The 22,644-nt window shown below is 68.7% G+C and carries 19 protein-coding genes; 10 read left to right on the top strand and 9 right to left on the bottom strand.

Annotated features, from left to right (window positions below):
• Nucleotides 1-171 precede the first annotated feature (171 nt).
• Together CAL15_RS05770 and CAL15_RS05765 are read left to right on the top strand one after the other, a co-directional pair.
• Nucleotides 172-972, top strand: a complete 801-nt coding sequence (locus tag CAL15_RS05770) for an EamA family transporter (protein WP_086080947.1) — start codon at nucleotides 172-174, stop codon at nucleotides 970-972.
• A gap of 61 nt (nucleotides 973-1,033) precedes the next feature.
• Nucleotides 1,034-1,756 (top strand): SDR family oxidoreductase, encoded by a 723-nt coding sequence (locus CAL15_RS05765; protein ID WP_086077708.1) that lies wholly within the window; start codon nucleotides 1,034-1,036, stop codon nucleotides 1,754-1,756.
• 21 nt (nucleotides 1,757-1,777) lie between these two features.
• On the opposite strand, the gene CAL15_RS05760 is transcribed toward CAL15_RS05765, so the two are convergent.
• The 6 genes from CAL15_RS05760 to atzF form a co-directional block, all read right to left on the bottom strand.
• The gene (locus CAL15_RS05760) at nucleotides 1,778-2,587 is read right to left on the bottom strand and encodes an anti-sigma factor family protein (protein WP_086077707.1); all 810 of its coding nucleotides are present in this window, start codon (nucleotides 2,585-2,587) and stop codon (nucleotides 1,778-1,780) included.
• 1 nt (nucleotide 2,588) lies between these two features.
• The gene (locus CAL15_RS05755) at nucleotides 2,589-3,110 is read right to left on the bottom strand and encodes an RNA polymerase sigma factor (RefSeq protein ID WP_086077706.1); all 522 of its coding nucleotides are present in this window, start codon (nucleotides 3,108-3,110) and stop codon (nucleotides 2,589-2,591) included.
• A 21-nt stretch (nucleotides 3,111-3,131) separates the two neighbouring features.
• Nucleotides 3,132-3,509, bottom strand: coding sequence for a COG4315 family predicted lipoprotein (locus tag CAL15_RS05750; protein WP_086077705.1), 378 nt, complete (start codon nucleotides 3,507-3,509; stop codon nucleotides 3,132-3,134).
• Nucleotides 3,510-3,633: 124 nt separating this feature from the next.
• Complete coding sequence (locus tag CAL15_RS05745) at nucleotides 3,634-4,356, bottom strand: GntR family transcriptional regulator (RefSeq protein WP_086077704.1); 723 nt, start codon at nucleotides 4,354-4,356, stop codon at nucleotides 3,634-3,636.
• A gap of 1 nt (nucleotide 4,357) precedes the next feature.
• Complete coding sequence (gene uca, locus CAL15_RS05740) at nucleotides 4,358-7,996, bottom strand: urea carboxylase (protein ID WP_086077703.1); 3,639 nt, start codon at nucleotides 7,994-7,996, stop codon at nucleotides 4,358-4,360.
• Nucleotides 7,997-8,018: 22 nt separating this feature from the next.
• Nucleotides 8,019-9,848, bottom strand: coding sequence for an allophanate hydrolase (gene atzF, locus CAL15_RS05735; RefSeq protein ID WP_086077702.1), 1,830 nt, complete (start codon nucleotides 9,846-9,848; stop codon nucleotides 8,019-8,021).
• A gap of 438 nt (nucleotides 9,849-10,286) precedes the next feature.
• Between atzF and urtA the strand changes: the two genes are divergently transcribed.
• The 8 genes from urtA to CAL15_RS05695 all read left to right on the top strand — a co-directional run bounded on the left by urtA (nucleotide 10,287) and on the right by CAL15_RS05695 (nucleotide 20,609).
• Nucleotides 10,287-11,540 (top strand): urea ABC transporter substrate-binding protein, encoded by a 1,254-nt coding sequence (gene urtA, locus CAL15_RS05730; protein WP_157666605.1) that lies wholly within the window; start codon nucleotides 10,287-10,289, stop codon nucleotides 11,538-11,540.
• Nucleotides 11,541-11,557: 17 nt separating this feature from the next.
• Nucleotides 11,558-13,192 (top strand): urea ABC transporter permease subunit UrtB, encoded by a 1,635-nt coding sequence (gene urtB / locus CAL15_RS05725; protein WP_086077701.1) that lies wholly within the window; start codon nucleotides 11,558-11,560, stop codon nucleotides 13,190-13,192.
• The gene (gene urtC, locus CAL15_RS05720; RefSeq protein ID WP_086077700.1) at nucleotides 13,189-14,346 is read left to right on the top strand and encodes an urea ABC transporter permease subunit UrtC; all 1,158 of its coding nucleotides are present in this window, start codon (nucleotides 13,189-13,191) and stop codon (nucleotides 14,344-14,346) included. The genes urtB and urtC overlap by 4 nt, the downstream gene beginning before the upstream one ends.
• 83 nt (nucleotides 14,347-14,429) lie before the next feature.
• Nucleotides 14,430-15,263 (top strand): urea ABC transporter ATP-binding protein UrtD, encoded by an 834-nt coding sequence (urtD, locus tag CAL15_RS05715; protein WP_086080945.1) that lies wholly within the window; start codon nucleotides 14,430-14,432, stop codon nucleotides 15,261-15,263.
• Nucleotides 15,264-15,318: 55 nt separating this feature from the next.
• On the top strand, nucleotides 15,319-16,017 hold the full coding sequence (urtE, locus tag CAL15_RS05710) for an urea ABC transporter ATP-binding subunit UrtE (RefSeq protein WP_086077699.1): 699 nt from the start codon (nucleotides 15,319-15,321) through the stop codon (nucleotides 16,015-16,017).
• A gap of 224 nt (nucleotides 16,018-16,241) precedes the next feature.
• A complete protein-coding gene (locus CAL15_RS05705) occupies nucleotides 16,242-18,248 on the top strand; it encodes a gamma-glutamyltransferase family protein (protein ID WP_086077698.1) in 2,007 nt (668 codons plus the stop codon).
• A gap of 165 nt (nucleotides 18,249-18,413) precedes the next feature.
• Nucleotides 18,414-19,505, top strand: a complete 1,092-nt coding sequence (locus CAL15_RS05700; RefSeq protein WP_086077697.1) for a tartrate dehydrogenase — start codon at nucleotides 18,414-18,416, stop codon at nucleotides 19,503-19,505.
• A gap of 120 nt (nucleotides 19,506-19,625) precedes the next feature.
• The gene (locus tag CAL15_RS05695; RefSeq protein ID WP_086077696.1) at nucleotides 19,626-20,609 is read left to right on the top strand and encodes a Bug family tripartite tricarboxylate transporter substrate binding protein; all 984 of its coding nucleotides are present in this window, start codon (nucleotides 19,626-19,628) and stop codon (nucleotides 20,607-20,609) included.
• A gap of 17 nt (nucleotides 20,610-20,626) precedes the next feature.
• Here CAL15_RS05695 and CAL15_RS05690 read toward each other — a convergent pair whose 3' ends face one another.
• The 3 genes from CAL15_RS05690 to CAL15_RS05680 all read right to left on the bottom strand — a co-directional run bounded on the left by CAL15_RS05690 (nucleotide 20,627) and on the right by CAL15_RS05680 (nucleotide 22,526).
• Nucleotides 20,627-20,926 (bottom strand): addiction module antidote protein, encoded by a 300-nt coding sequence (locus tag CAL15_RS05690; protein ID WP_086077695.1) that lies wholly within the window; start codon nucleotides 20,924-20,926, stop codon nucleotides 20,627-20,629.
• 18 nt (nucleotides 20,927-20,944) lie between these two features.
• Nucleotides 20,945-21,241, bottom strand: a complete 297-nt coding sequence (locus CAL15_RS05685) for a type II toxin-antitoxin system RelE/ParE family toxin (protein WP_086077694.1) — start codon at nucleotides 21,239-21,241, stop codon at nucleotides 20,945-20,947.
• Between the two features lie 136 nt (nucleotides 21,242-21,377).
• Nucleotides 21,378-22,526 carry a mechanosensitive ion channel family protein gene (locus CAL15_RS05680; protein WP_086077693.1) on the bottom strand — a complete coding sequence of 383 codons (1,149 nt, stop codon included), beginning with the start codon at nucleotides 22,524-22,526 and terminating at the stop codon, nucleotides 21,378-21,380.
• Between the last annotated feature and the right edge of the window lie 118 nt (nucleotides 22,527-22,644).

Below are 22,644 nucleotides of genomic sequence, written 5' to 3'. Positions count from 1 at the left end.
AACCGGAAAGCCTACTGCGGCCCGGCGGACCTGTCCAATACGCGGCCGGCCGGGCGCACGGGCTGCCGTAGAATGTCCGGCGCCGCACCTGGCGGCCGCATCATGACGCCCTCCACTGCCCCCGCCACCCGCTCATCTTCCCTGCCGCCGCTGGCCGCGCTGCTGCTGGCCATGGCCTCCACGCCGGCCGGCGCCTCATTGGCCAAGAGCCTGTTCCCGGCCGTGGGCGCCGCCGGCACCGCCGCGCTGCGCCTGGCATTCTCGGCCGTGATCCTGACGCTGATCCTGCGGCCCTGGCGGCTGCGGCTGGATCGCGCGGGGTGGCGCGCGGTGGTGTCGTACGGACTGTCGCTCGGGTTGATGAACCTGCTGTTCTATCTATCGCTGGATCGCATCCCGCTGGGCATCGCGGTGGCGCTGGAGTTCACCGGCCCGCTGGCGGTGGCCGTGGCGGCCTCGCGCCGGCCGGTGGACTTCCTGTGGGTCGTGCTTGCCGCGGCGGGCCTGTGGCTGCTGCTGCCCACGGCGGGCGCAGCCGAGCCGCTGGACCCGCTGGGCGTGGCATGTGCGCTGGGCGCCGGCGCCTGCTGGGCGGCCTATATCGTGTTCGGCCGGCGCGCCAGCCTGAAGGGCGGCATGCCCACCGTGGCGCTCGCCTCGCTGATCGCCGCCGCGGCGGTACTGCCGATCGGCCTCGCACAGGCCGGCGCCGCGCTGATCGCGCCGTCGCTGCTGCCCTATGCGCTCGGCGTGGCGCTGCTGTCCAGCGCCCTGCCCTATGCGATCGAGGTATGGGTACTGGCGCGCATGCCGGCCCGCGTGTTCGGCACGCTGCTCAGCGTGGAGCCGGCGTTCGCCGCGTTGTCCGGCCTGCTGTTCCTGGGCGAGGCGCTGAGCCTGCCGCAGTGGCTGGGCGTCGCCGCCGTGGCGGCCGCCTCGGCCGGCGTCACGGCCACGCGGGCGCGCGGCTGAGTTGCTTCGCGACATCGGCGCTGATCAAATAGGCGGCTCCATCCAAAGTAAAGGAACAGCCATGCCGAACGCCGCATCAGCCGATCAGGAAAAAGTCGCCATCGTCACCGCGGGCGGCAGCGGCATGGGCGCCGCGGCCGCCCGCCGCCTGGCCGCCGAAGGCTACCGCGTGGCCATCCTGTCGTCTTCGGGCAAGGGCGAGGCGCTGGCCAACGAACTCGGCGGGCTGGGCGTCACCGGTTCCAACCTAGAGCCCGCCGACCTGCAGAAGCTGGTGCGGGCCACGCTCGACCGCTGGGGGCGCATCGACGCCGTGGTCAACAGCGCGGGCCATGGTCCCAAGGGCAAGCTGCTGGACATCAGCGACGACGACTGGCGCCTGGGCATGGACTATTACCTGCTCAACGTGGTGCGCATCGCACGGCTGGTGGCGCCGGTGATGCGGGCCCAGCGCGGCGGCGCCATCGTCAACATCTCGACCTACGCCACCTTCGAACCCGAAGCGGCCTTCCCCACCTCGGGCGTCTTCCGCGCCGGCCTGGCGGCCTTCACCAAGCTGTTCGCCGATGAGTACGCCGCCGACAACGTGCGCATGAACAACGTGCTGCCCGGCTACATCGACAGCCTGCCCGAGAAGGACGAGCGGCGCAGCCGCATCCCCATGGGCCGCTACGGCACCTCCGAGGAAGTGGCCGACCTGATCGCCTTCCTGGCCACGGATCGTTCTTCCTACATCACCGGCCAGAACATCCGCATCGACGGCGGCATCACGCGTTCGGTGTGATGGCGTGATCGCGGGCGACGTTCAGCTCAGCTGGCGGTACACCTCGTCGGCCACGCGCTGCAGGGTGTCGCGTTCGACTTCACCCGACAGCGCATAGCCCAGGCTGCCCTCGACCCAATAGAACACGCGCACGGGACCGTCCTGTGTGAAACGGAAGGCGGTCTGGTTGCCCGTGGCCTCGCGCGTGACGTACAGCGTCAGACGCTGGCCGTTGGCGGCGGCATACATGAACTGCGCCACCGGCCCGCGCCCGCCGGGCAGCAGGCGGCCGCCCACCAGCTCATAGCCCACCGCGCCCAGCGCAGGAGCCTTCACCGACGCGCCCAGCCGCCTGGTCAGCCACGTGACCAGGGCCTGCTCCTGGTCGGCGCCGACCTCGACCGGACGCCGCACTTCGACCGCGTAGACGGCATGTGCCACGGCCGCACGGCGCGCGAAGCTGGTGTCGTCGGCCGCGGCGGGAACCGCGGCAGGCGCCTCCAGCGCGCCGCGCGCGTACCAGGCCGCGCCGGCGCTAACTATCGCCACCGCCACGCCCGCGGCCAGGGCGCGCCACCGCGGCATGGAAGGCGGCGTGCGCCGCGACGGCGGGGCCAGCGGCAGGCGCAGCGGCAAGGGCTCGTCCATGACCGGATCGAGCAACTGGCGCAATGCGTGGTTCTGGCTGCGCCACGCCTCCACGCGCTGCCGCGCCTGCGGCTGCTGCGCCAGGAATGCGTCGACCTCGGCGATGCGCGCCTCGGACAGTTGACCATCGGCAAACGCATGCAGGTCCGCCTCGGTGATGGGCGCCCCGGTGCCCGGGACGGCGCGCAGGAGTTCTTCGCTCATGTCACTTCACACAGTGCAGCCTGCCGGCCGGCTGGCTGTCTTCGGGCCGCTCCAGCAGCGCGGCCAGGCGTTCGCGCGCCCGCGACAGGCGCGACATGACGGTGCCCACGGGTACGTCCAGCACCTGCGCGGCCTCGCGATAGCTGAACTCCTCGACGGCGACCAGCAGCAGCACCGCCCGCAGGTCGGCCGGCAGGCGCTGCAGGCTGCGGTCCAGGTCGCGCAGCTCGAGGCCGTCCGCCTGCGCAGCGCGCACGGGGATATCGGGCACGTTGGGCTGAGCGTCGTACTCGGGCTGGCGCCGCCGCGCCCGCAAGCCGTCGATGAAATGGTTGTGCATGATGCCGAACATCCATGCCCGCAGTTCACCGCGCCGCTGCCAGCGGGAATAGCGGCTCCATGCGCGCTCCAGCGTGTCCTGCACCAGATCGTCGGCCTGTTCGCGGTCCCCGGTCAGCCCGCGCGCATAGCGTCGCAGGCTGGGAATGCAGGCCACGATCCGGGCCGTGTCGTCGGGGCGCATGACGCGTCGGCTATGCGGCCATCAGGGCTTGATGACGTGCCACACGTTGTTGACCCCGTCGCCGCTCTTGTCGCCCGCCTTGGTGTCCTTGACGAACAGGTACACGGGCTTGCCCTTGTAGGCCCACTGCTTGGTGCCGTCGTCGCGGTTGATGATGGACCAGTCGCCCTGCGCCTTCTCGTTGGCGGCGGCCATCAGGGGAGGCCAGTTGACGGCGCACTGGCCGTTGCAGACGCTTTTGCCGCTCTTGGCCTGGTCCTTGTCGAACGTGTAGAGCGTCATGCCCTTGGCGTCGGTGAGGATGCCGTCATGGGTGGCGACGGGCGCCTGGGCGTGGGCGCCGGCGGCGTACAGGGCGGAGACGGCGACGAGCGCTGCGGCTGCTTGACGGATGTACATGGTCTGGCTCCTTTGGGATAGGGCGCGCCGGGGTCGGCAGGCACCTAGCGTACAGACGATGGCGCGCCGCGGTTTATTCCCTTTGAATGTAGTCGATCCGCTGCCGGCCGGGCCGGCTCGCCGATCAAGAATGTCCCGCGCGCGCCTGGTGCAGCATGTGCAGCGTGATCTTGCGCACCTCGGCCTTGCTGATCTCGATGTGAGACTTCAGCATGATGCGCGCCGGCTCGGCATTGCGCGCCAGGATCGCGCGCAGCACCGCCGCGTGCTCGTCGTAGGTGGCGTCCACGCGGAACTCCTTGGTGAAGTCCAGGCGGCGCACGATGCGGATCTTCTCGGTGACGTCGCGATGGATCTGCGCCATCTCGGGGTTGCCGGCGGCGGCGACCAGCGCGCAATGAAAAGCCTCGTCCAGCTGGGCCACCAGCCTGCCGTCCCGGATGCGCTGGGGCGGCGGCACCAGCCACACGTCCTGCAGCGCGCCCAGGATGCCGGAAGGGTCCATCTCGTTGCGGCCGCACAGCCGGTCCACCGCCGCCAATTCCAGCACGATGCGCACGTCGTACAGGGCCTCGAAGCGCTCGAAGTCGAAGGGCCGCACCTGCCAGCCGCTGCGCTGGCGCAGGATGAGAAAGCCCTCGCGCTCCAGCCGCGCAAGCCCCAGCCGCACCGGCGTGCGGCTGACCCCCAGGCGCGCCACCACGTCCGCCTCGCTGAACATGTCGCCCGGCAGCAGGCGAAACTCGAACAGATCCTCTTTCAGCTGCTCGTACACCGCGTCGGCAAGCGAGCCGGGGCTGGCGGTCACCTGGCGCAGCGCCGGCCCCATCTGTACCGCGGATCGCATGTCAGTCCCCGGCCTCTGCCTCGGTCTCGGGCACGTCTTCGTTCAACACCACGAGCGGATCGCCCATGTCGACCTGCCTGCCGCGCGCGCAGCGTATGGCGCCGACCACGCCGGCGCGCGGCGCGGCCACGGTCAGCTCCATCTTCATCGCCTCGATCACCACCAGCGGATCGCCGGCTTCCACCCGCTGGCCGATCTCCACCGGTATCTTCCACACGCTGCCCGACATGTCCGCGGCGACCAGGCTCTGGCCGGGCGCCAGCGGCACCTCGTCATCATCGCCGGACGGCGGCGCCTCCTGCGCCACGGTCTCCTCGGCCTGCCACAACGCCACCTCGGCGTCGAAGGCGGCGCGCTGGCGGGCGCGGAAGGCCTCGATGTCCTTCGCATGCTCGGCCAGGAAGGACTCATGCTGCGCGAAGTCGAACACTTCTTCCTCGATGCGCAGGCCGATGCGGCCCGCACGGAAATCGGCACGCAGCACGTCCAGCTCGGCCTCGGTCACCGGATAGAAGCGCACCTGGTCGAAGAAGCGCAGCAGCCACGGCTTGCCGTCCTGGAACACCGGGTTCTTCAGGAACTTGTTCCAGATCGGCAGCGTGCGGCCCACCAGCTGGTAACCGCCGGGCGAGTCCATGCCATAGATGCACATGTACACGCCGCCGATGCCCACCGTGCCCTCGGCGGTGAAAGTGCGAGCGGGGTTGTACTTGGACGTGAGCAGGCGATGGCGCGGGTCGATCGGCACCGCGCAGGGCGCGCCCAGGTACACGTCGCCCAGGCCCATCACCAGGTAGCTGGCGTCGAAGACGATGCGCCGCACGTCCTCGCGCGATTCCAGGCCGTTGATGCGTTGGATGAAGTCCACGTTGTTCGGCAGCCAGGGCGCGCTGGCGCGCACGGTCTCGCGATAGCGCTCCACGGCGCCCAGCGTGGCGCTGTCCTCGAACGCCATCGGCAGGTACACCACGCGGGTCGGCACCTTGACCCGGGACGCATCGGGCAGCTGCTGCTCGATGCGCAGCAGGCAATCGACCAGCTCGCCCTGCGAGATGCGCCGGCCCTCGTAGCGGATCTGCAGCGAACGCACGCCGGGCGACAGTTCTTCGACGCCCGGAAGCGGATCGGACTGCAAGGCCTGCATCAGCAGGTGCACGCGAAGGCGCAGCGCCAGGTCCAGCACGTTGTCGCCGTATTCCAGCAGCAGGTAGCCGTCGCCGGCCTGGCGGTACGTGACCGAAGGCCGGCCCGGCACCGGAGGCAGGCTGGCCACGATGGTCGCGGCCGTGCCTTGCGGCGCTTCGATGGCGGCGCCGGAAGCGGCGGACAGGGTCTCGATGCACGCATCCTGCGCCCGCTCCAGCGCCACCGCCTGCGCGTAGTCAATGCGCTTGAAGCGGATGCGGTCGCCCGGCTTCACCTGCCCCACTTTCCACAGCTCCGCGCGCGCGATGGTCACCGGGCACACGAAACCGCCCAGGCTGGGGCCGTCGCGCGTCAGGATCACCGGGCTGTCCCCCGTGAAGTTGATGCTGCCGACGGCGTACTCGCAATCGTGGATGTTGGAAGGATGCAGTCCGGCCTCGCCGCCGTCCTGGCGCGCCCACGTAGGCTTGGGTCCCGACAGCCGCACGCCCAGCCGGTTCGAGTTGTAGTGCACCTCCCAATCGGCGGCGAAGAAGGCGTCGATGGCCTCCTGCGTGAAAAAGTCCGGCGCGCCATGCGGACCGTACAGCACGCCGATTTCCCACTGGCTTGCGTAGGCGGGCACCAGATCGGGCGCCGGAGCCTGCGGCTCGCGGACCGCGGCCGGCGCCTCCGAGAGCCGCGCGTCGCCGCGACCCAGCGCCAGCATGTCGCCCATGCGCAGGATGCGGCCCGCGTGGCCGCCGAACTGGCCCAGGGCAAAGGTGGAACGGCTGCCCAGATACACGGGCACATCGAAGCCCTGGCGCACGGCCAGGTACACGCGGCAGCCGCTGGACACGCGGCCCGTGGCCAGCACCTGGCCCGAGCGCACGGCGACGGGCTGCCACATCGCCACGGGCTCGCCGTCCAGCGTGGCGGCGCACGTGCCGCCGGTCAGCGCGATGACGGCGTCGCCATGGAAGCGCAGCGTGGGACCGACCAGCGTCGCCTCCAGCCCCGCCGCCTCGGGCGCGTTGCCCACGATGCGGTTGGCCAGGCGGAACGCATAGTCGTCCATGGGGCCCGAAGGCGGCACGCCGATGTCCCAATAGCCCGTGCGGCCGGGATAGTCCTGGATGCTGGTGTAGGTGCCGGCCTCGAGCACCTCGACCGCCGCGGGCCGGTACGTGAACGAATCCAGGAAGCGCGTCGACACCTTGCCCGCACGGAAAGCGGGATCGTCCACGATCTGCCGCAGGTAGTCCAGGTTGGTGGCGATGCCGTGCAGGCGGGTGCGCGCCAGCGCATCGGACAGGCGGTCCAGCGCCTCGGCACGGTCCTTGCCATGCACGATCAGCTTGGCCAGCAGCGGATCGTAGAACGCCGGCACGTCGGTGCCCGTCTCGACCCAGCCGTCCACCCGCGCGTCATCGGGAAAACGCACCTCGGTCAGCACGCCGGGCGAAGGCTGGAACTGGCGCAGCGGGTCCTCGGCATACAGGCGTACCTCTATCGAAGCGCCCGCGGGTTGCACGTCCAGGTCCTTCCACTGAAGCTCGCCGGCCGCCACGCGCAGCATGCAGGCGATCAGATCGAGCCCCGTGACCGCCTCCGTGACCGGATGCTCGACCTGCAGGCGCGTGTTGACCTCGAGAAAATAGAAGCTGTCGCGCGTGCTGTCGTAGATGAACTCCACCGTGCCGGCCGAGCGGTACGACACCGACTCACCCAGCCGCACGGCTGCCTGCAGCAGCGCCTGGCGCGTGGCCGGCGGCAACAGCGGCGCGGGCGTCTCTTCGATCACCTTCTGGTTGCGCCGCTGTACCGAGCAATCGCGCTCGCCCAGCGCCGCGACGCGGCCCTGGCCGTCGCCGAAGATCTGCACTTCCACGTGGCGCGCGCCGTCGACATAGCGTTCGATGAACACGCCGCCGTCGCGGAAGAAATGCGCGCCCATGCGCTGCACGCCTTCGAAGGCCGCGCGCAGTTCGCCGGCATCCGCGCAGCGCGACAGGCCGATGCCGCCGCCGCCCGCCGTGCTTTTCAGCATCACGGGATAACCGATGCGTTCGGCATGGTCCAGCGCCTGGTCCAGGCTATCCAGCAGGCCGGTGCCTGGCGTCATGGGTACGCCCGCCGCCGCGGCCAGCTCGCGCGCGCGGTGCTTCAGGCCGAACTCGCGGATCTGCTGCGCGGTGGGGCCCACGAACGCGATACCCGCCGCCTCGCACGCCTCGGCGAATTCGGCGCTTTCCGAAAGAAAGCCATAACCGGGGAAGATGGCCTGGGCGCCCGTCTGGCGCGCCGCCTCGAGCAGCGCGTCGATACGCAGATAGCTGTCGGCCGCCTTCTCGCCGCCCAGCGCCACGGCCACGTCGGCGGCGCGCACGTGCGGCGCGTCGCGGTCCGGGTCGGAGTACACCGCCACGCTGCGTATGCCCAGCGCCTTCAGCGTGCGGATCGCGCGCACGGCGATCTCGCCGCGATTGGCGATCAGTACGGTATCGAACATGTCTTCTTCCCCTGTCGGTTGATCAGCGTGCGGCGGTCTTGGCAAGGCTGGCGATATAGGCACGCCAGCCGCCGAACTCGGTGATGTCGCGCGCGTCCTGCAGCGCGCGCGGCTCGCAGATGAAGCCCTTCACCTGGCGGCCATCGGCCAGTTCCAGCGTGCCGATGCCCAGCGGCCCCGGCACTTCGGCCACGAAGCTGCCGAAGGCGGCGGCCGGCACGTCCCACAGCTCGACGACGATGGAGGCGCCCTCGCCCATGTGCACCAGGCCGGGCTTGGGCGGCGTGGTGTTGGCCAGCGCATACAGGCGATAGTGGGGCGCGGTGGCGGTCTGTTCGGCCAGCACCGCGCCGCGCGAGGTCAGCTGGTGGTTCAGCGGCATGCCGGTCAGATGCGCGCCCACCACGGCCACGCGTATCGTGCCGGCCTGGGCCGCGGCAGAGTGCTTCTTGGATACCGGAAGAGGCGCGCCGGTCGCGCCCAACGGCAGGCCGCGGCTGGCCTGCCACACGCGCCCGAATGCGGCCAGCGCCGCGTCCTGCCAGGCCAGTCCGATCAGCGTGATGCCCACGGGCAGTCCGTCTTCGCGCATGCCGGCCGGCAGGGCCAGCGCGCTCAGGTCTGCCAGGTTGGCGAAGTTGGTGTAGTAGCCCAGCCGCGTGTTCAACGTGATGGGGTCGGCCTGCAACTGCTCGATGGTGTAGATCGACGGCGAGGTCGGCACCACCAGCGCGTCATAGCCCGCCAGTACCTGGTTGATGGCGGCGGCCAATTCGGCTCGGCGGTACTCGGCGCGGAACGTGTCGGTGGCCGAATATCGCGAAGCCTGCTCGACGATGGATCGCACCACGGGATGAATGGCATCCGGCTTCTCGCGCCACAGGCTTTCGACGGCGCAGAAGCGCTCGGCCACCCAGGGGCCCTGGTACAGCAGCCCGGCCAGTTCGGTGAAGGCGGTGAAGTCGATGGGCTCGACCTCGGCGCCCAGGGCACGCAGGTCGCGCACCGATTGCTCGAAGGCGCGGCGCGCCTGCTCGTCGCCGTAGAACTCAGGCTGGGCGGGCACGGCCACGCGCGGCGCGCGCGGCCAGGGCCGCGCCGAAGCGGGACGCTGGCGCGAATAAGGATCGGCCGCGTCATGGCCTCCCGCGATCTCGGCGACCAGGCTGGCATCGTCCACGGTCAGCGCGAACACCGACACGCAGTCCAGCGTGCGGCACGCCGGCACCACGCCTGCATTGCTGAGCCACCCGCGCGTGGGCTTCAGCCCGACCAGGTTGTTGAAGCCCGCCGGCACGCGGCCGGATCCGGCGGTATCCGTGCCCAGCGAGAACACCGCCAGGCCGCGCGCCACCACCGACGCCGAGCCCGAGCTGGAACCGCCGCTGACATAGGCCGGATCGAAGCTGTTGGCCACCGCGCCGTAGGGCGAACGCGTGCCTACCAGGCCCGTCGCGAACTGGTCGAGGTTGGTCTTGCCTACCAGGATGGCCCCCGCGGCGCGCAGCCTTGCCACCACCGTGGCATCGCGCTCGGGATGGAACGCGAACTCGGGGCAGCCCGCGGTGGTGGGCCAGCCGGCCGCGTCGATGTTGTCCTTGATGGCGAACGGCACGCCGTACAGCGGCAGGCGGGCCAGGTCGCCGCCGGCCTCGTCCAGGCGCCGCGCCAGATCGGCCAGCTGCGCGTCCAGGCGCGCCGCGTCCAGTCTCGCGATCCAGGCGTTGTCCTTGGCGTCGAGTTCGAGAAAAGACGCCAGCAGCTCGCGCGGCGCGGCGCCGGCCGCATAGGCCTGCTGCCATTGAGCAATGGTCCAGCCGGACCGGGACTGCATGAGGGTACTGGCGTTCATCAGGGATTCCGTCTTGTATGCAAGTACGGATTCCTCAAGCAATGAGCATGCCATGTCGAGCCGCGACTGGCGCAAGACGCTTGTATATAGGGCTCGCCAAGAGGGAAGCACCCAATCCACGGCGCCTTGACAGGCGGAACGACGCGATGTGACCCGGCGCCGGAGGCACAGCCGTGGTGCATTCCACGCACCGATAGCAAGCGCTGCGCACCATGGCGAGACCGCACGCGGCGCCCGGGTTTACCCCCGTCCGCGCATGCAGTTCTCAATGGCGCATACGGCTTTCAACGTATTGGCATGGGTCTTGCTTTTGTCCCCATGTCCGCGCTTGCCGGGCTGCCGGCATCGAACCGGCGCCGGCCGGCGGATTGTCGGGTAGTCATTCCAACTTCGGAAAAACGCATGCCGGCACGACCGGCCTCTATCACAGGAGTCACCATGCAACGCAGACTAGTCCTCAAACAACTCACCGCGGCCAGCCTGCTGGCCATGACGGGAGGATGGGTGTCGAACGCCGCGGCCGCCGACACCATCAAGGTCGGCATTCTGCATTCGCTGTCGGGCACCATGGCCATCTCCGAGACCTCGCTGAAAGACGTGGCGTTGATGACCATCGACGAGATCAACGCCAAGGGCGGGGTCATGGGCAGGAAGCTCGAGCCCGTCATCGTGGACCCGGCTTCGAACTGGCCGCTGTTCGCCGAGAAGGCGCGCCAGCTGCTGAGCCAGGACAAGGTGGCCGTGGTGTTCGGCTGCTGGACCTCGGTGTCGCGCAAGTCGGTGCTGCCGGTCTTCAAGGAACTCAACGGCCTCCTGTTCTACCCGGTGCAATACGAGGGCGAGGAACTGGAGAAGAACGTGTTCTACACCGGCGCCGCGCCCAACCAGCAGGCCATCCCCGCGGTGGAATACCTGATGAGCGAGGACGGCGGCGGCGCGAAGCGCTTCGTGCTGCTGGGCACCGACTACGTCTATCCGCGCACCACCAACAAGATCCTGCGCGCCTTCCTGCATTCCAAGGGCGTGAAGGACAGCGACATCGATGAGGTCTACACGCCCTTCGGCCACTCCGACTACCAGACCATCGTGGCCAACATCAAGAAGTTCGCGGCGGGCGGCAAGACCGCGGTCGTCTCCACCATCAACGGCGACTCGAACGTGCCCTTCTACAAGGAACTGGGCAACGCCGGACTGAAGGCCACCGACGTGCCCGTGGTCGCGTTCTCGGTGGGCGAAGAGGAACTGCGCGGCGTGGACACCAAGCCGCTGGTGGGCCACCTGGCCGCATGGAACTATTTCCAGTCGATCAAGAATCCGGTCAACGCCGAGTTCGTGAAGAAGTGGAAGGACTACGCCCGCGCGAAGAACCTGCCGAATGCCGCGACCGCCGTCACCAACGACCCGATGGAAGCCACCTACGTCGGCATCCACATGTGGAAGCAGGCCGTCGAGCAGGCCAAGACCACCGACGTCGACAAGGTGATCGCCGCCATGGGCGGGCAGAAATTCAGCGCGCCCGACGGCTACACCATCGAGATGGACAAGACCAACCATCATCTGCACAAGCCGGTGTACATCGGCGAAGTGCAGGCCGACGGGCAGTTCAACGTGGTGTGGAAGAGCAAGGGTCCCATCCGCGCGCAGCCGTGGAGCCCGTTCATCCCCGGCAACGAGACCAAACAGGGCCTGTGACGGCGAAGGGCGCAGCCATGCGACTTGCGGCAATCTCCGGCCGTCTGGGCCGGTTCGTACTGGGCTGCGCGCTCGGCCTGGCGGCCCTGTCCGCCGGGGCCGGCGCAGAGGGCCTGGATCCGGCCATGCTGGCCCCACTGGCCGGCGACGACACCGACGCCAAGCTGCAGGCCATCAATGGCCTGGGGCGGCTGCCGGAGCCTCGCGCCGCCGAGGTGCTGCAGGCGCTGGGCGCGGGCCAACTGCTGGCCACGCCCGCGGGCCGCGTGCTGATCGAGCGCGAGGGCGGACAGGCGCTGGACCCGGCAACGGGCGAGGCGCTTGCCCAGCCCGACGACGCCGACGCCGTCATGATCAACAACCGCCTGCGGCGCGCCATCAGTGCCGCGCTGGCCACCTCGCAGCTCTATTCGAAGCAGTCTGCCGAACGCCTGGCGGCGGCGCAGCGGCTGCAGCAGAGCAGCGACGCCAGCCGCCTGCCGCTGCTTGCCCAGGCGCTGAAGCGCGAGAACGATCCGCAGGTGCGCTCGGCGCTGGAAGTCGCGCAGGCCCGTCTGCAACTGGCTTCGGACGATCCGGCGGTACGCCGCGCCGCCGCGCAGGCGCTGGGCGAGACGCGCAACGCGGCGTTCCGGCCGCTGCTGGCGGCACTGATCCAGCGCAATACCGACGGCTCGCACGCCGAGCCCGATGCCGGCGTGCGCGAGGCCGCCGAAGCGGCGCTGCGAGCCATCGACCGCCACATGGCCACGCTGGAGTGGACCGGCAATCTCTTCTACGGCATCAGCCTGGGCAGCGTGCTGCTGCTGGCCGCGCTGGGCCTGGCCATCACCTTCGGGCTGATGGGCGTGATCAACATGGCCCATGGCGAGCTGCTGATGATCGGCGCCTATGCCACCTACGTCGTGCAGACCGTGTTCCGGCAGTGGCTGCCCGGCTGGGTGGACTGGTACGTGCTGGCCGCGCTGCCCGTGGCCTTCGTGGTGACGGCCGCAGTGGGCATGGCGCTCGAGCGCACGGTGATCCGCTGGCTGTACGGCCGGCCGCTGGAAACGCTGCTGGCCACCTGGGGCATCAGCCTGATGCTGATGCAGGGCGTGCGCACGCTGTTCGGAGCGCAGAACGTCGAGGTGGGCAACCCCAGCTGGATGTCGGGCGGCGTCACGGTGCTGGGCGGCCTGGTGCTGGCCTACAACCGCATCGCCATCATCGTCTTCGCGCTGCTGGTGGTGTTCTTCGTGTGGCTGCTGCTGAACCACACGCGCCTGGGCCTGTTCGTACGGGCCATCACGCAGAACCGCCGCATGGCCGACTGCGTGGGCGTGCCCACCGGGCGCATCGACATGCTGGCCTTCGGCCTGGGCTCGGGCATCGCCGGCCTGGCCGGCGTGGCACTGTCGCAGCTGGGCAATGTGGGCCCCGACCTGGGCCGCGGCTACATCGTCGACTCGTTCATGGTGGTGGTGCTGGGCGGCGTGGGCCAACTGGCCGGCACCGTCATCGCGGCGTTGGGCCTGGGCGGCGTCAACAAGTTCCTCGAACCCTATGCCGGCGCGGTCATGGCCAAGATCACCATCCTGATTCTCATCGTCCTGTTCGTCCAGAAACGCCCGCAGGGCCTGTTCGCGCCGCGCGGCCGGAGCGTCGAATGAATACCGCCACCTTACCTGCCGACCTCGCCGCCTGCGCGCGCCGCCCGCTGTTCCCGCCGCGCGCGTGGCAGGCCCTGCTGGTCGTGGTCGCGCTGCTGGCGCTGCTGCCCGCGCTCAATCTGTTCTTCGCCGCCGACCATCCGCTGCACGTGTCCTCGTACATCGTCGCGCTGGCCGGCAAGTTCATGTGCTATGCGCTGGCCGCGCTGGCGCTGGACCTGGTGTGGGGCTATGCCGGCATCCTGTCGCTGGGCCACGGCCTGTTCTTCGCGCTGGGCGGATACGCGCACGGCATGTACCTGATGCGCGCCATCGGCCGCGACGGCGTCTACCAGAGCGACCTGCCCGACTTCATGGTGTTCCTGAACTGGAAGGAGTATCCCTGGTACTGGGCCTTCACCGAGCACTTCGCCTACGCGATGCTGCTGGTGGCGCTGGTGCCGGGCGTGCTGGCCTTCGTGTTCGGCTACTTCGCCTTCCGCTCGCGCATCAAGGGCGTGTACTTCTCCATCATCACGCAGGCTCTGACGTACGCGGCCATGCTGCTGTTCTTCCGCAACGACACCGGCTTCGGCGGCAACAACGGCTTCACCGACTTCAAGCGCATCCTCGGCTTCGACATCACGGCGCCGTCCACGCGCGCCGCGCTGTACTGGATCACGCTGGGCGCGCTGGCCGGTTCGCTGGTGCTGGCGCGCATGGTCACGCAGTCCAAGCTGGGCCGCGTGCTGACCGCGGTGCGCGACTCGGAAAGCCGGCTGCGCTTCATCGGCTACGAGCCGCTGGGCTTCAAGCTGTTCGTGTGGACGCTGTCGGCCGTGATGTGCGGCGTCGCCGGCGCGCTGTACGTGCCGCAGGTTGGCATCATCAATCCCGGCGAGATGTCCACCGAGAACTCCATCGAGATGGTGATATGGGTGGCCACCGGCGGACGCGGCACACTGGTCGGGCCCATCATCGGCGCGGGCGCGGTCAATGGGCTGAAGACCTGGTTCACCAGCGTGGCGCCGGAGTTCTGGCTGTATGCGCTGGGCCTGATCTTCGTGCTGGTCACGCTGTTCCTGCCGCAGGGCATCGTGGGCCTGGCTCGGCGCTGCGCCGAGCGCCTGCGCGAGCGGCGCCGGCCCATGCACATCGAGGAGCAGAAGGCATGACCCGCCCTGATGACCAACAGCCCGAGGTGCGGGCGGCGGACCCGGCCAAGCCGGCAAAGCACAGCCACATGAACACCGCCATCATGGCGTCGCCCGACGATGCCGCGCTGCAGGGCGGCGCCGGCGGCAATGCCGCCTATGGCCGCGTCAGCGCGGGCGGACTGGACACCACGCACGGCGCCATCCTGTACCTGGAAGACATCACCGTCAGCTTCGACGGCTTCAAGGCGCTGAACAATCTGACGCTGGACATCGGCGTGGGCGAGCTGCGCTGCATCATCGGTCCCAACGGCGCGGGCAAGACGACCATGATGGACGTCATCACGGGCAAGACGCGCCCCACCTCGGGCACCGCCTACTTCGGCCAGACCATAGACCTGACCACGCTGTCCGAGGCCGAGATCGCGCATGCGGGCATCGGGCGCAAGTTCCAGCGCCCCACGGTGTTCGAGCAGCACAGCGTGTTCGAGAACCTGGAGCTGGCCATGAAGACCGACAAGCGCGTGCGGCCCACGCTGTTCTCGCGCCTGACCAGCGAACAGGGCGACCGCATCGCCCAGACGCTGGACCTGATCCGCCTGCGCCCGCATGCCGCGCGGCCGGCCGGACTGCTGTCGCACGGCCAGAAGCAATGGCTGGAGATCGGCATGCTGCTGATGCAGGAGCCGCGCCTGCTGCTGCTGGACGAGCCGGTGGCCGGCATGACCGACGCCGAGACCGAGCGCACCGGCGAGCTGCTGAACGAATTGCGCGGCAGGCATTCGCTGATGGTGGTCGAGCACGACATGGATTTCGTCACGCAGATCGCAGGCGCCGGCAAGGTGACCGTGCTGCACGAAGGCTCGGTGCTGGCCGAAGGCGCCATGGCCGCCGTGCAGGCCGACCCGCGCGTCATCGAAGTCTATCTCGGAAGATGATGCCCACCCCAACGCTCACTACGTTCGCTGCCTCTCGAGGAGCTGAGGAGCCTTCATGCTCGAAGTAACGGCTGTCAATCAGTACTACGGCGGCAGCCACACGCTGCGTGGCGTGACGCTGTCGTTGAAGCGCGGCGAATGCCTGGCGCTGCTGGGTCGCAACGGCGTGGGCAAGACCACGCTGCTCAAGTGCCTGATGGGCGTGCTGCCCGTGGCCAGCGGCCGCGTGACGCTGGACGGCGCCGACGTCACGCGGCTGGCCCCGCACCAGCGCGCCGCGCGCGGCATGGCCTATGTGCCGCAGGGCCGCGACATCTTCGCGCGCCTCACCGTGGAAGAGAACATCGTGATGGGCATGGCCGCCAAGCCAGCGGCCCGCGCGCGGCAGATCAAGGACGAAGTCTTCGAACTGTTTCCCGTGCTGCGCAGCATGCTGCGGCGCCGCGGCGGCGACCTGTCGGGCGGACAGCAGCAGCAACTGGCCATCGCCCGGGCGCTGGTGGCCGAACCCAGCTTCATCATCCTGGACGAACCGACCGAAGGCATACAGCCGTCCATCATCAAGGACATTGGCCGCGTCATCCACATGCTGCGCCAGCGCGGCGACATCGGCATCCTGCTGTGCGAGCAGTACTTCGACTTCGCGCGCGAACTGGCCGACCAGTTCGTGGTGATGTCCCGCGGAGAGGTCGTGGCCAGCGGGGACCGCGGCAACATCGACGGCGAGGACGTCAGGAAACTCCTGTCGGTGTAGTCCGATCGGACGATAGCGGCGCTGTGCATGCGCGCCAGAGGGAAAACGCCAGTGTCGACACCAGGCCCGCTGTGCGAGGATGCAATTCGCCCCGTGGGACAGTCAGCCTGCGTCGATACAAGGGGAAGCCGTCGGCGGCGGTGGGTCACCCATATGGCGCCCAAGCCAGGCCTGCCCGTGTGCGCACGCAGGTCACCGCTCCGTTATCGACCACGAGGTGCTGCATGCTGAACAAGAAACGCCTGTCGTTGCTGATACTGATGGCGCTGTCGCTGCCGCTGGCAGGATGCGGCGGCGACTCGGACGACGATTCGCCTCCTACCGCCGGCACGCCGCCGCCCGAACCTCCGCCGTCCATCGTGGTCGACGCCGATCCCAGCAGCTGCTCGCACGTGGCCGGCGACGGCACTGCCGTCGTGGTGGGTTCGGGCCAGGGCGGCGACCCCGCCGCGCCCGAGCCTCCGTCGGGATATCGCCTGGGCTACACGGCGAAGTACGCCAGCAAATACATGGTGGTCGCCAATACGCCGCTGGCCACCAAGGCAGGCTGCGACGTCCTGAAGGCGGGCGGCAGCGCTGCCGACGCGGCCATCGCCGTGCAGGCCGTGCTGGGCCTGGTCGAGCCGCAATCCACCACCATCGCCGGCAGCGCGTTCATGATGTACTACGACGCGGCCACCAAGACCGTCACGGCCTACGACGGCCGCGAGACCGCGCCCGCGGCGGCCACCGGCTATTACCTGCGCCGCCAGGACCAGGCCGATGCGGCTTCGCCCGAGCCGGTGCCCAACGCCCGCCGCAGCGGTCGCTCGATCGGCGTGCCAGGCGTCATGCGCATGCTCGAGATGGCGCATGAAGAGCACGGCAAGCTGGCCTGGAACTCGTTGTTCGACGAGGGCATCCGCCTGGCCGACGAGGGCTTCCGCATTCCCTCGCGCATGGGCAGCGCCCTGGCCGGCGCCGCCAACTCGCTCAGGCTGGACGCCGACGCGGTCGCGCTCTATTTCGACGTGAACGGCAACGTCAAGGAAGCGGGCGACACCCTGATCAACGCCCCCTATGCCCGCACGCTGCGGGCCCTGGCGGCGCAAGGCGCCGACGCCCTGCACACCGGCCGCATCGCGCAGGACATCGTGGACAAGGCAGGCCAGACGGTGGGCGCCGATCCGGCGCGCACGCCCATCACGCCCAGCCTGATGACCGTCGATGACCTGGCCGCATACCAGCCCAAGAAGCGCACGCCGGTCTGCGCGACCTATCGCGATGCCTATTACGTGTGCTCGATGTCTCCGCCGTCCTCAGGCGGGATCGCCGTCGCGCAGACGCTGGGCATTCTCGAGAACTTCGACCTGTCCGGCTACGGACCGACCGGTCCGCTGGACGAGGGCGGCATTCCTTCGGTCATGGGCGTGCACCTGGTGTCAGAGGCCGAACGACTGGCCTATGCCGACCGCGACAAATACGTTGCCGACACCGACTTCGTCGCGCTGCCGGGCCTCGGCGTGGCCAGCATGCTGGACAAGAGCTATCTGCGGTCGCGCTCGATGCTGATCAACACCGCCAGCAGCATGGGCACCGCGATGCCAGGCGTGTTCGATTCGGCGACGGCCCGTCTCGCCGTCGACAGGACGGTCGAGTACGGCACCACGCATTTCTCCATCGTCGACACCTACGGCAACGTCGCTTCCGTGACCAGCACGGTCGAGTCCAGCTTGGGTTCGTATCACATGGTCAACGGCTTCCTGCTCAGCAACCAGCTGACGGATTTCAGCGCCGACCCCGTGGACGGCAGCGGCAACACCATTGCCAACCGCGTCGAACCCGGCAAGCGACCGCGCAGCACCATGGCGCCCACGCTGGTGTTCAGGGGCACGGATGCCGGCGACTTCCTGATGGCCACGGGCTCGCCCGGCGGCGGCGCCATCATCCAGTACGTGGTCAAGACCGTGGTCGGCGCAGTGGACTGGAAGCTGAACGCCCAGCAGGCGACTTCATTGGTGAACTTCGGGGCGGCCAACAGCGTCAACACCAACATCGATACTTCCAACACCACGCTGGACACGAGCGGACTGATCAGCGGGCTGCAAGCCCTGAACCACGGCATCAACGCGAGCGCCCAGTCCAGCGGCATCTCGACCATCATACGCGTGTCCAAGGACGGCGCGCCAACGCTCGAGGGCGGAGTCGACCCGCGCCGCGAAGGCCTGGTGCTGGGCAACGGCGCGCTGTAAGGCGCGCCCCGCGATGCGAAGCGGCGCCCTCGCTCCGCATCGCGCCCGGGTCTCATTGTTAACCCAGGGTAAATGCTGTTTTGACCTGCCCGCGCGCCACCGTGCGCGCGGGCGCGTAGAGTCCCGGCACATGACCCGCGCACCGCGGGCGCTGGAGACCACGCAATGAAGACGTATCGCATCGCCACCATTCCGGGCGACGGCATCGGCAAGGAAGTCGTTCCCGCCGGCCGCCGCGTGATGCAGGCCCTGGCCGAATCGCAGGGCGAGTTCCGTATCGAGTTCGAAGACTTCGACTGGGGCGGCGACTACTACCGCAAGCATGGGGCGATGATGCCCGAGGATGGCCTGGATGCGCTGCGCGACAAGGACGCCATCCTGTTCGGTTCCGCGGGCGACCCGCACATACCGGATCACATCACCCTGTGGGGCCTGCGCCTGAAGATCTGCCAGGGCCTGGACCAATACGCCAACGTGCGCCCCACGCGCATTCTGCCCGGCATCGACGCCCCGTTGAAGCGCTGCGGCCCGCAAGACCTGGACTGGGTGATCGTGCGCGAGAACTCGGAAGGCGAGTATGCCGGCGTGGGCGGCCGCGTGCATCAGGGCCAGCCCATCGAGGCCGCCACCGACGTCTCGATGATGACCCGCGCCGGCGTGGAACGCATCATGCGCTTCGCGTTCCAGCTGGCGCAGTCGCGGCCGCGCAGGCAGCTTACCGTCGTCACCAAGTCCAACGCGCAGCGCCACGCCATGGTGATGTGGGACGAGATCGCCGTGCAGATCGCCCGCGAATTTCCCGACGTGAAGTGGGACAAGGAACTGGTGGATGCCGCCACGGCGCGCATGGTCAACCGGCCGGCCTCGCTGGACACCATCGTCGCCACCAACCTGCACGCCGACATCCTCAGCGACCTGGCCGCGGCGCTGGCCGGCAGTCTGGGCATCGCGCCCACCGGCAACATCGATCCCGAGCGCCGCGGCCCCTCCATGTTCGAGCCCATCCATGGTTCGGCCTTCGACATCATGGGCAAGGGCCTGGCCAATCCTGTCGGCACGTTCTGGTCGGTCGTGATGCTGCTGGAACACCTGGGCGAAGACGTGGCCGCGCGGCGCGTGATGGCGGCGGTGGAAAGCGTCACCGCCGATCGCGCGCTGCACACGCGCGACCTGGGCGGCACGGCGGGCACCGAACAGGTCACCGAAGCGGTCTGCCGGCATATCCGGCAGGCGGCCGGCACGCAGAAAGCGGCATAGCGGTTCTGCGCGCCCGAAGATCCGGGCACGCAGGGACGACATGTCCAGGCCCGTCCCCGGGCCGCCCCGCCCGCCTTACAACACAACAGCGGCGCGGGTTCCATATTGGAGGAGACACGCATGAACAAGACGCTGCGGTATGCGCGCGGCCTGCTGGCCGCAGGCATCGCCAACCTGTTGCTGGCCGGCGCCGCGCCGGCCCAGACCTATCCGGCCCGGCCCGTCACCCTCATCGTTCCCTTTCCCGCGGGCGGCACCACCGACGTCCTGGCGCGCACGCTGGGACAGGACCTGGCCAAGCGGCTGGGCCAGCCGGTGATCGTCGAGAACCGTCCGGGCGCGGGCGCCACGCTGGGCGCCGACTACGTCGCGCGCGCCGCGCCGGACGGCTACACGCTGCTGATGGGCGCGGTGCATCACACTATCGCCACCAGCGTCTACCGCAAGCTCAACTACGACTTCCAGAAGAGTTTCGCGCCCGTCACCACGGTGGCGCTCGTGCCCAACGTGCTGGTGGTCAATCCGGGCGTGCAGGCGAAGTCCGTGCAGGAGCTGCTGCAACTGGCGCGCGCCCAACCGGGCAAACTCAGCTTCGGCTCGAACGGCGTGGGCACCGGCCAGCACCTGATCGGCGCCCAGTTCGAGGCACAGGGCGGGGTGAAGCTGCTGCACGTGCCCTACAAGGGCAGCGGCCCGCTGACGACCGACCTGCTGGGCGGCCAGATCGACATGTCGTTCGACACCATTACCCCCGTGCTGCCCCACATCCAGCAGGGCAAGTTGAGGGCGCTGGCGGTGACCACGGCGCAGCGTTCCCGGGCCCTGCCCGACGTGCCGACCATGGAAGAAGCCGGGCTCAAGGGCTTCGACATGGGCACGTGGTTCGGCGTGCTGGCCCCGGCCGGCACGCCGGAGGCCGTCGTGCAGAAGCTCAATACCGAGATGGTGGCGATCATCCGCTCGGACGACTTCGGCAAGCGCATGGCCGAAATAGGCGCGGTGCCGATAGGCAACAGCAGCGCCGAGATGGCGAAGCAGATCCGGGACGATACGTCGAAGTACGGGAAGCTGGTGAAGGACGCGGGGATCACTACGCTGGATTGATCGCGGCCGCGCGGCGCCTAGGGCGTCGCCGCTTGCGGGTGCAGCTTTATGCCAAGCGCCCGGGTGACCTTGAGGATCGTGGCAAAGCTAGGGTTTCCTTCGCCTGAGAGTGCCTTGTAGAGGCTCTCCCGGCCCAGACCGGTTTCTTTGGCCAGCTGCGTCATCCCCTTCGCCCGGGCGATGTTGCCAAGCGCCTTGGCAATAAAGGCTGCGTCGTCGCCGGCCTCTTCCATGCAGGCCTCAAGATACAGCACCATATCCTCATCGGTCTTGAGATACTCGGCGCTATCCCACTCGCGTAGTGTCGTGGCGTTCATTTCGTGGGTCCTAGAATCCTAGAATGCTCTTGCGAGGTTCAAGGCGGTTCTTATGTCCTTCGACTGAGTGGCCTTGTCGCCCCCTGCCAGCAAAATCACAATATCCACGCCGCGTGAGACGAAATACACACGGTAGCCGGGACCATAGTGGATCCGCATCTCGAATACACCCGCCCCGATGGACTCGCAGTCGCCAAAATTTCCGTCTTCGGCACGATCGATACGCACCTGGATTCGGCGCACCGCTCGCTTGTCCTTCAGACCGGCAAACCACTTGTCAAAGACTGACGTTGTATGAATGGTCCTGTTAGCCATTATTGTATAAAACAGGATACACCCACACAAGCGGGAATTGATCCCGCCGAACCGGACCGACTTACGTACGTCGCATTGTCTCTAGTGCCTCTTCACGAGCGGTGGTCCCATTCCCCATACCGCCGAAGGGCCGCGTTCAAGCCGGCCCCAACGGCCCCAGCGCGCCGCCGTCCACCGCGCCATCGCTTGCCCTTTCCGTCCCACGCGTCCCGCGGCCATCGTTGGCCTGGTCGTCCGCGTCCGCGTCCTCGCCGTGCAGGCGCAGGCGCGGCAGGCAGTCCGGCTGGTGCTCCTGCACCCAGGCGATCAAGCCTTCGCGGATCTTGCAGCGCAGGTCCCAGGCTTCTCCAGAGCCGCGGGCGCTGACCAGCGCCCGCACCTGGATGGCGCGGTCATTGGTGTCGGTGACCTGCAGCACGCAGACGCGGCCGTCCCATTCCTGCGCCGCCTCGCACAGCCGCTTCAATTCTTCGCGCAAAGGGTCCAGCGGGATGCGGTAGTCCAGCCACAGGAACACCGTGCCGATCAGCTGCGACGTGGTGCGGGTCCAGTTCTCGAAGGGGTTCTCGATGAACCATTGCAGCGGCACCACCAGGCGCCGCTCGTCCCAGATGCGGATGACCACATAGGCGCCGGTGATCTCTTCCACGCGCCCCCATTCGCCCTTGACGATCAGCACGTCGTCCAGCCGTATGGGCTGCGTCAGCGCGATCTGCAATCCCGCGATCACGTTGCCCAGCACGGGCTTGGCCGCGAAACCGGCGACCAGGCCCATCAGGCCGGCCGAGGCCATCAGGCTGGCGCCGATCTGGCGCGCTCCCGGCAGCGTCAACAGCATGGCGGCGACGCCTATCACCAGCACCAGCAGGTTCACGCAGCGGCCCAGCACGCGGGTCTGCGTCTGGATGCGGCGCGCGCCGAGATTGTCGGCGACGTCCGCGGGATTGAGCATGATGATGGCGTCGGCCACGGCGTCGCAGCAGCGGATGGCCAGCCAGGTGACCACGCCGATCAGCACCAGCCGCAACACCATCTCGGCCGCGGCAAGTCCCGGCAGGACCTCGGGCGCGCCTTGCAGCACGACATTGAGCGCGACGGCGATCAGCAGCCAGCGGCTGGGCACATACGCCCGGCTGACGACCAGCGAAGCCACGGGGCGCCTGCGCGCGATCCTGCGCAACAGCGCGGCACCGATACGATGAACGAGCCATGCCACCACGACGGCGACTAGCACGGCGACGGCGAATACGGCCAGGGGATGGCGCGACACGAATTCGGGTTCCATCCAACTCCCGATGGCAATGGCGCGAGACAGCCTCTACCGTACCGAATATCGTGGCGGCATAAAACCCGGAGGGCGGGTTTTTTACAACCCGATCATTTTCGTCAATCCCCTGAAAGCA

This window comes from Bordetella genomosp. 13 (assembly GCF_002119665.1).
Taxonomy (GTDB): Bacteria; Pseudomonadota; Gammaproteobacteria; order Burkholderiales; family Burkholderiaceae_B; genus Bordetella.
Note: the sequence above shows the minus strand (reverse complement) of the source record. Positions and strands in the feature narration are given on the sequence as shown.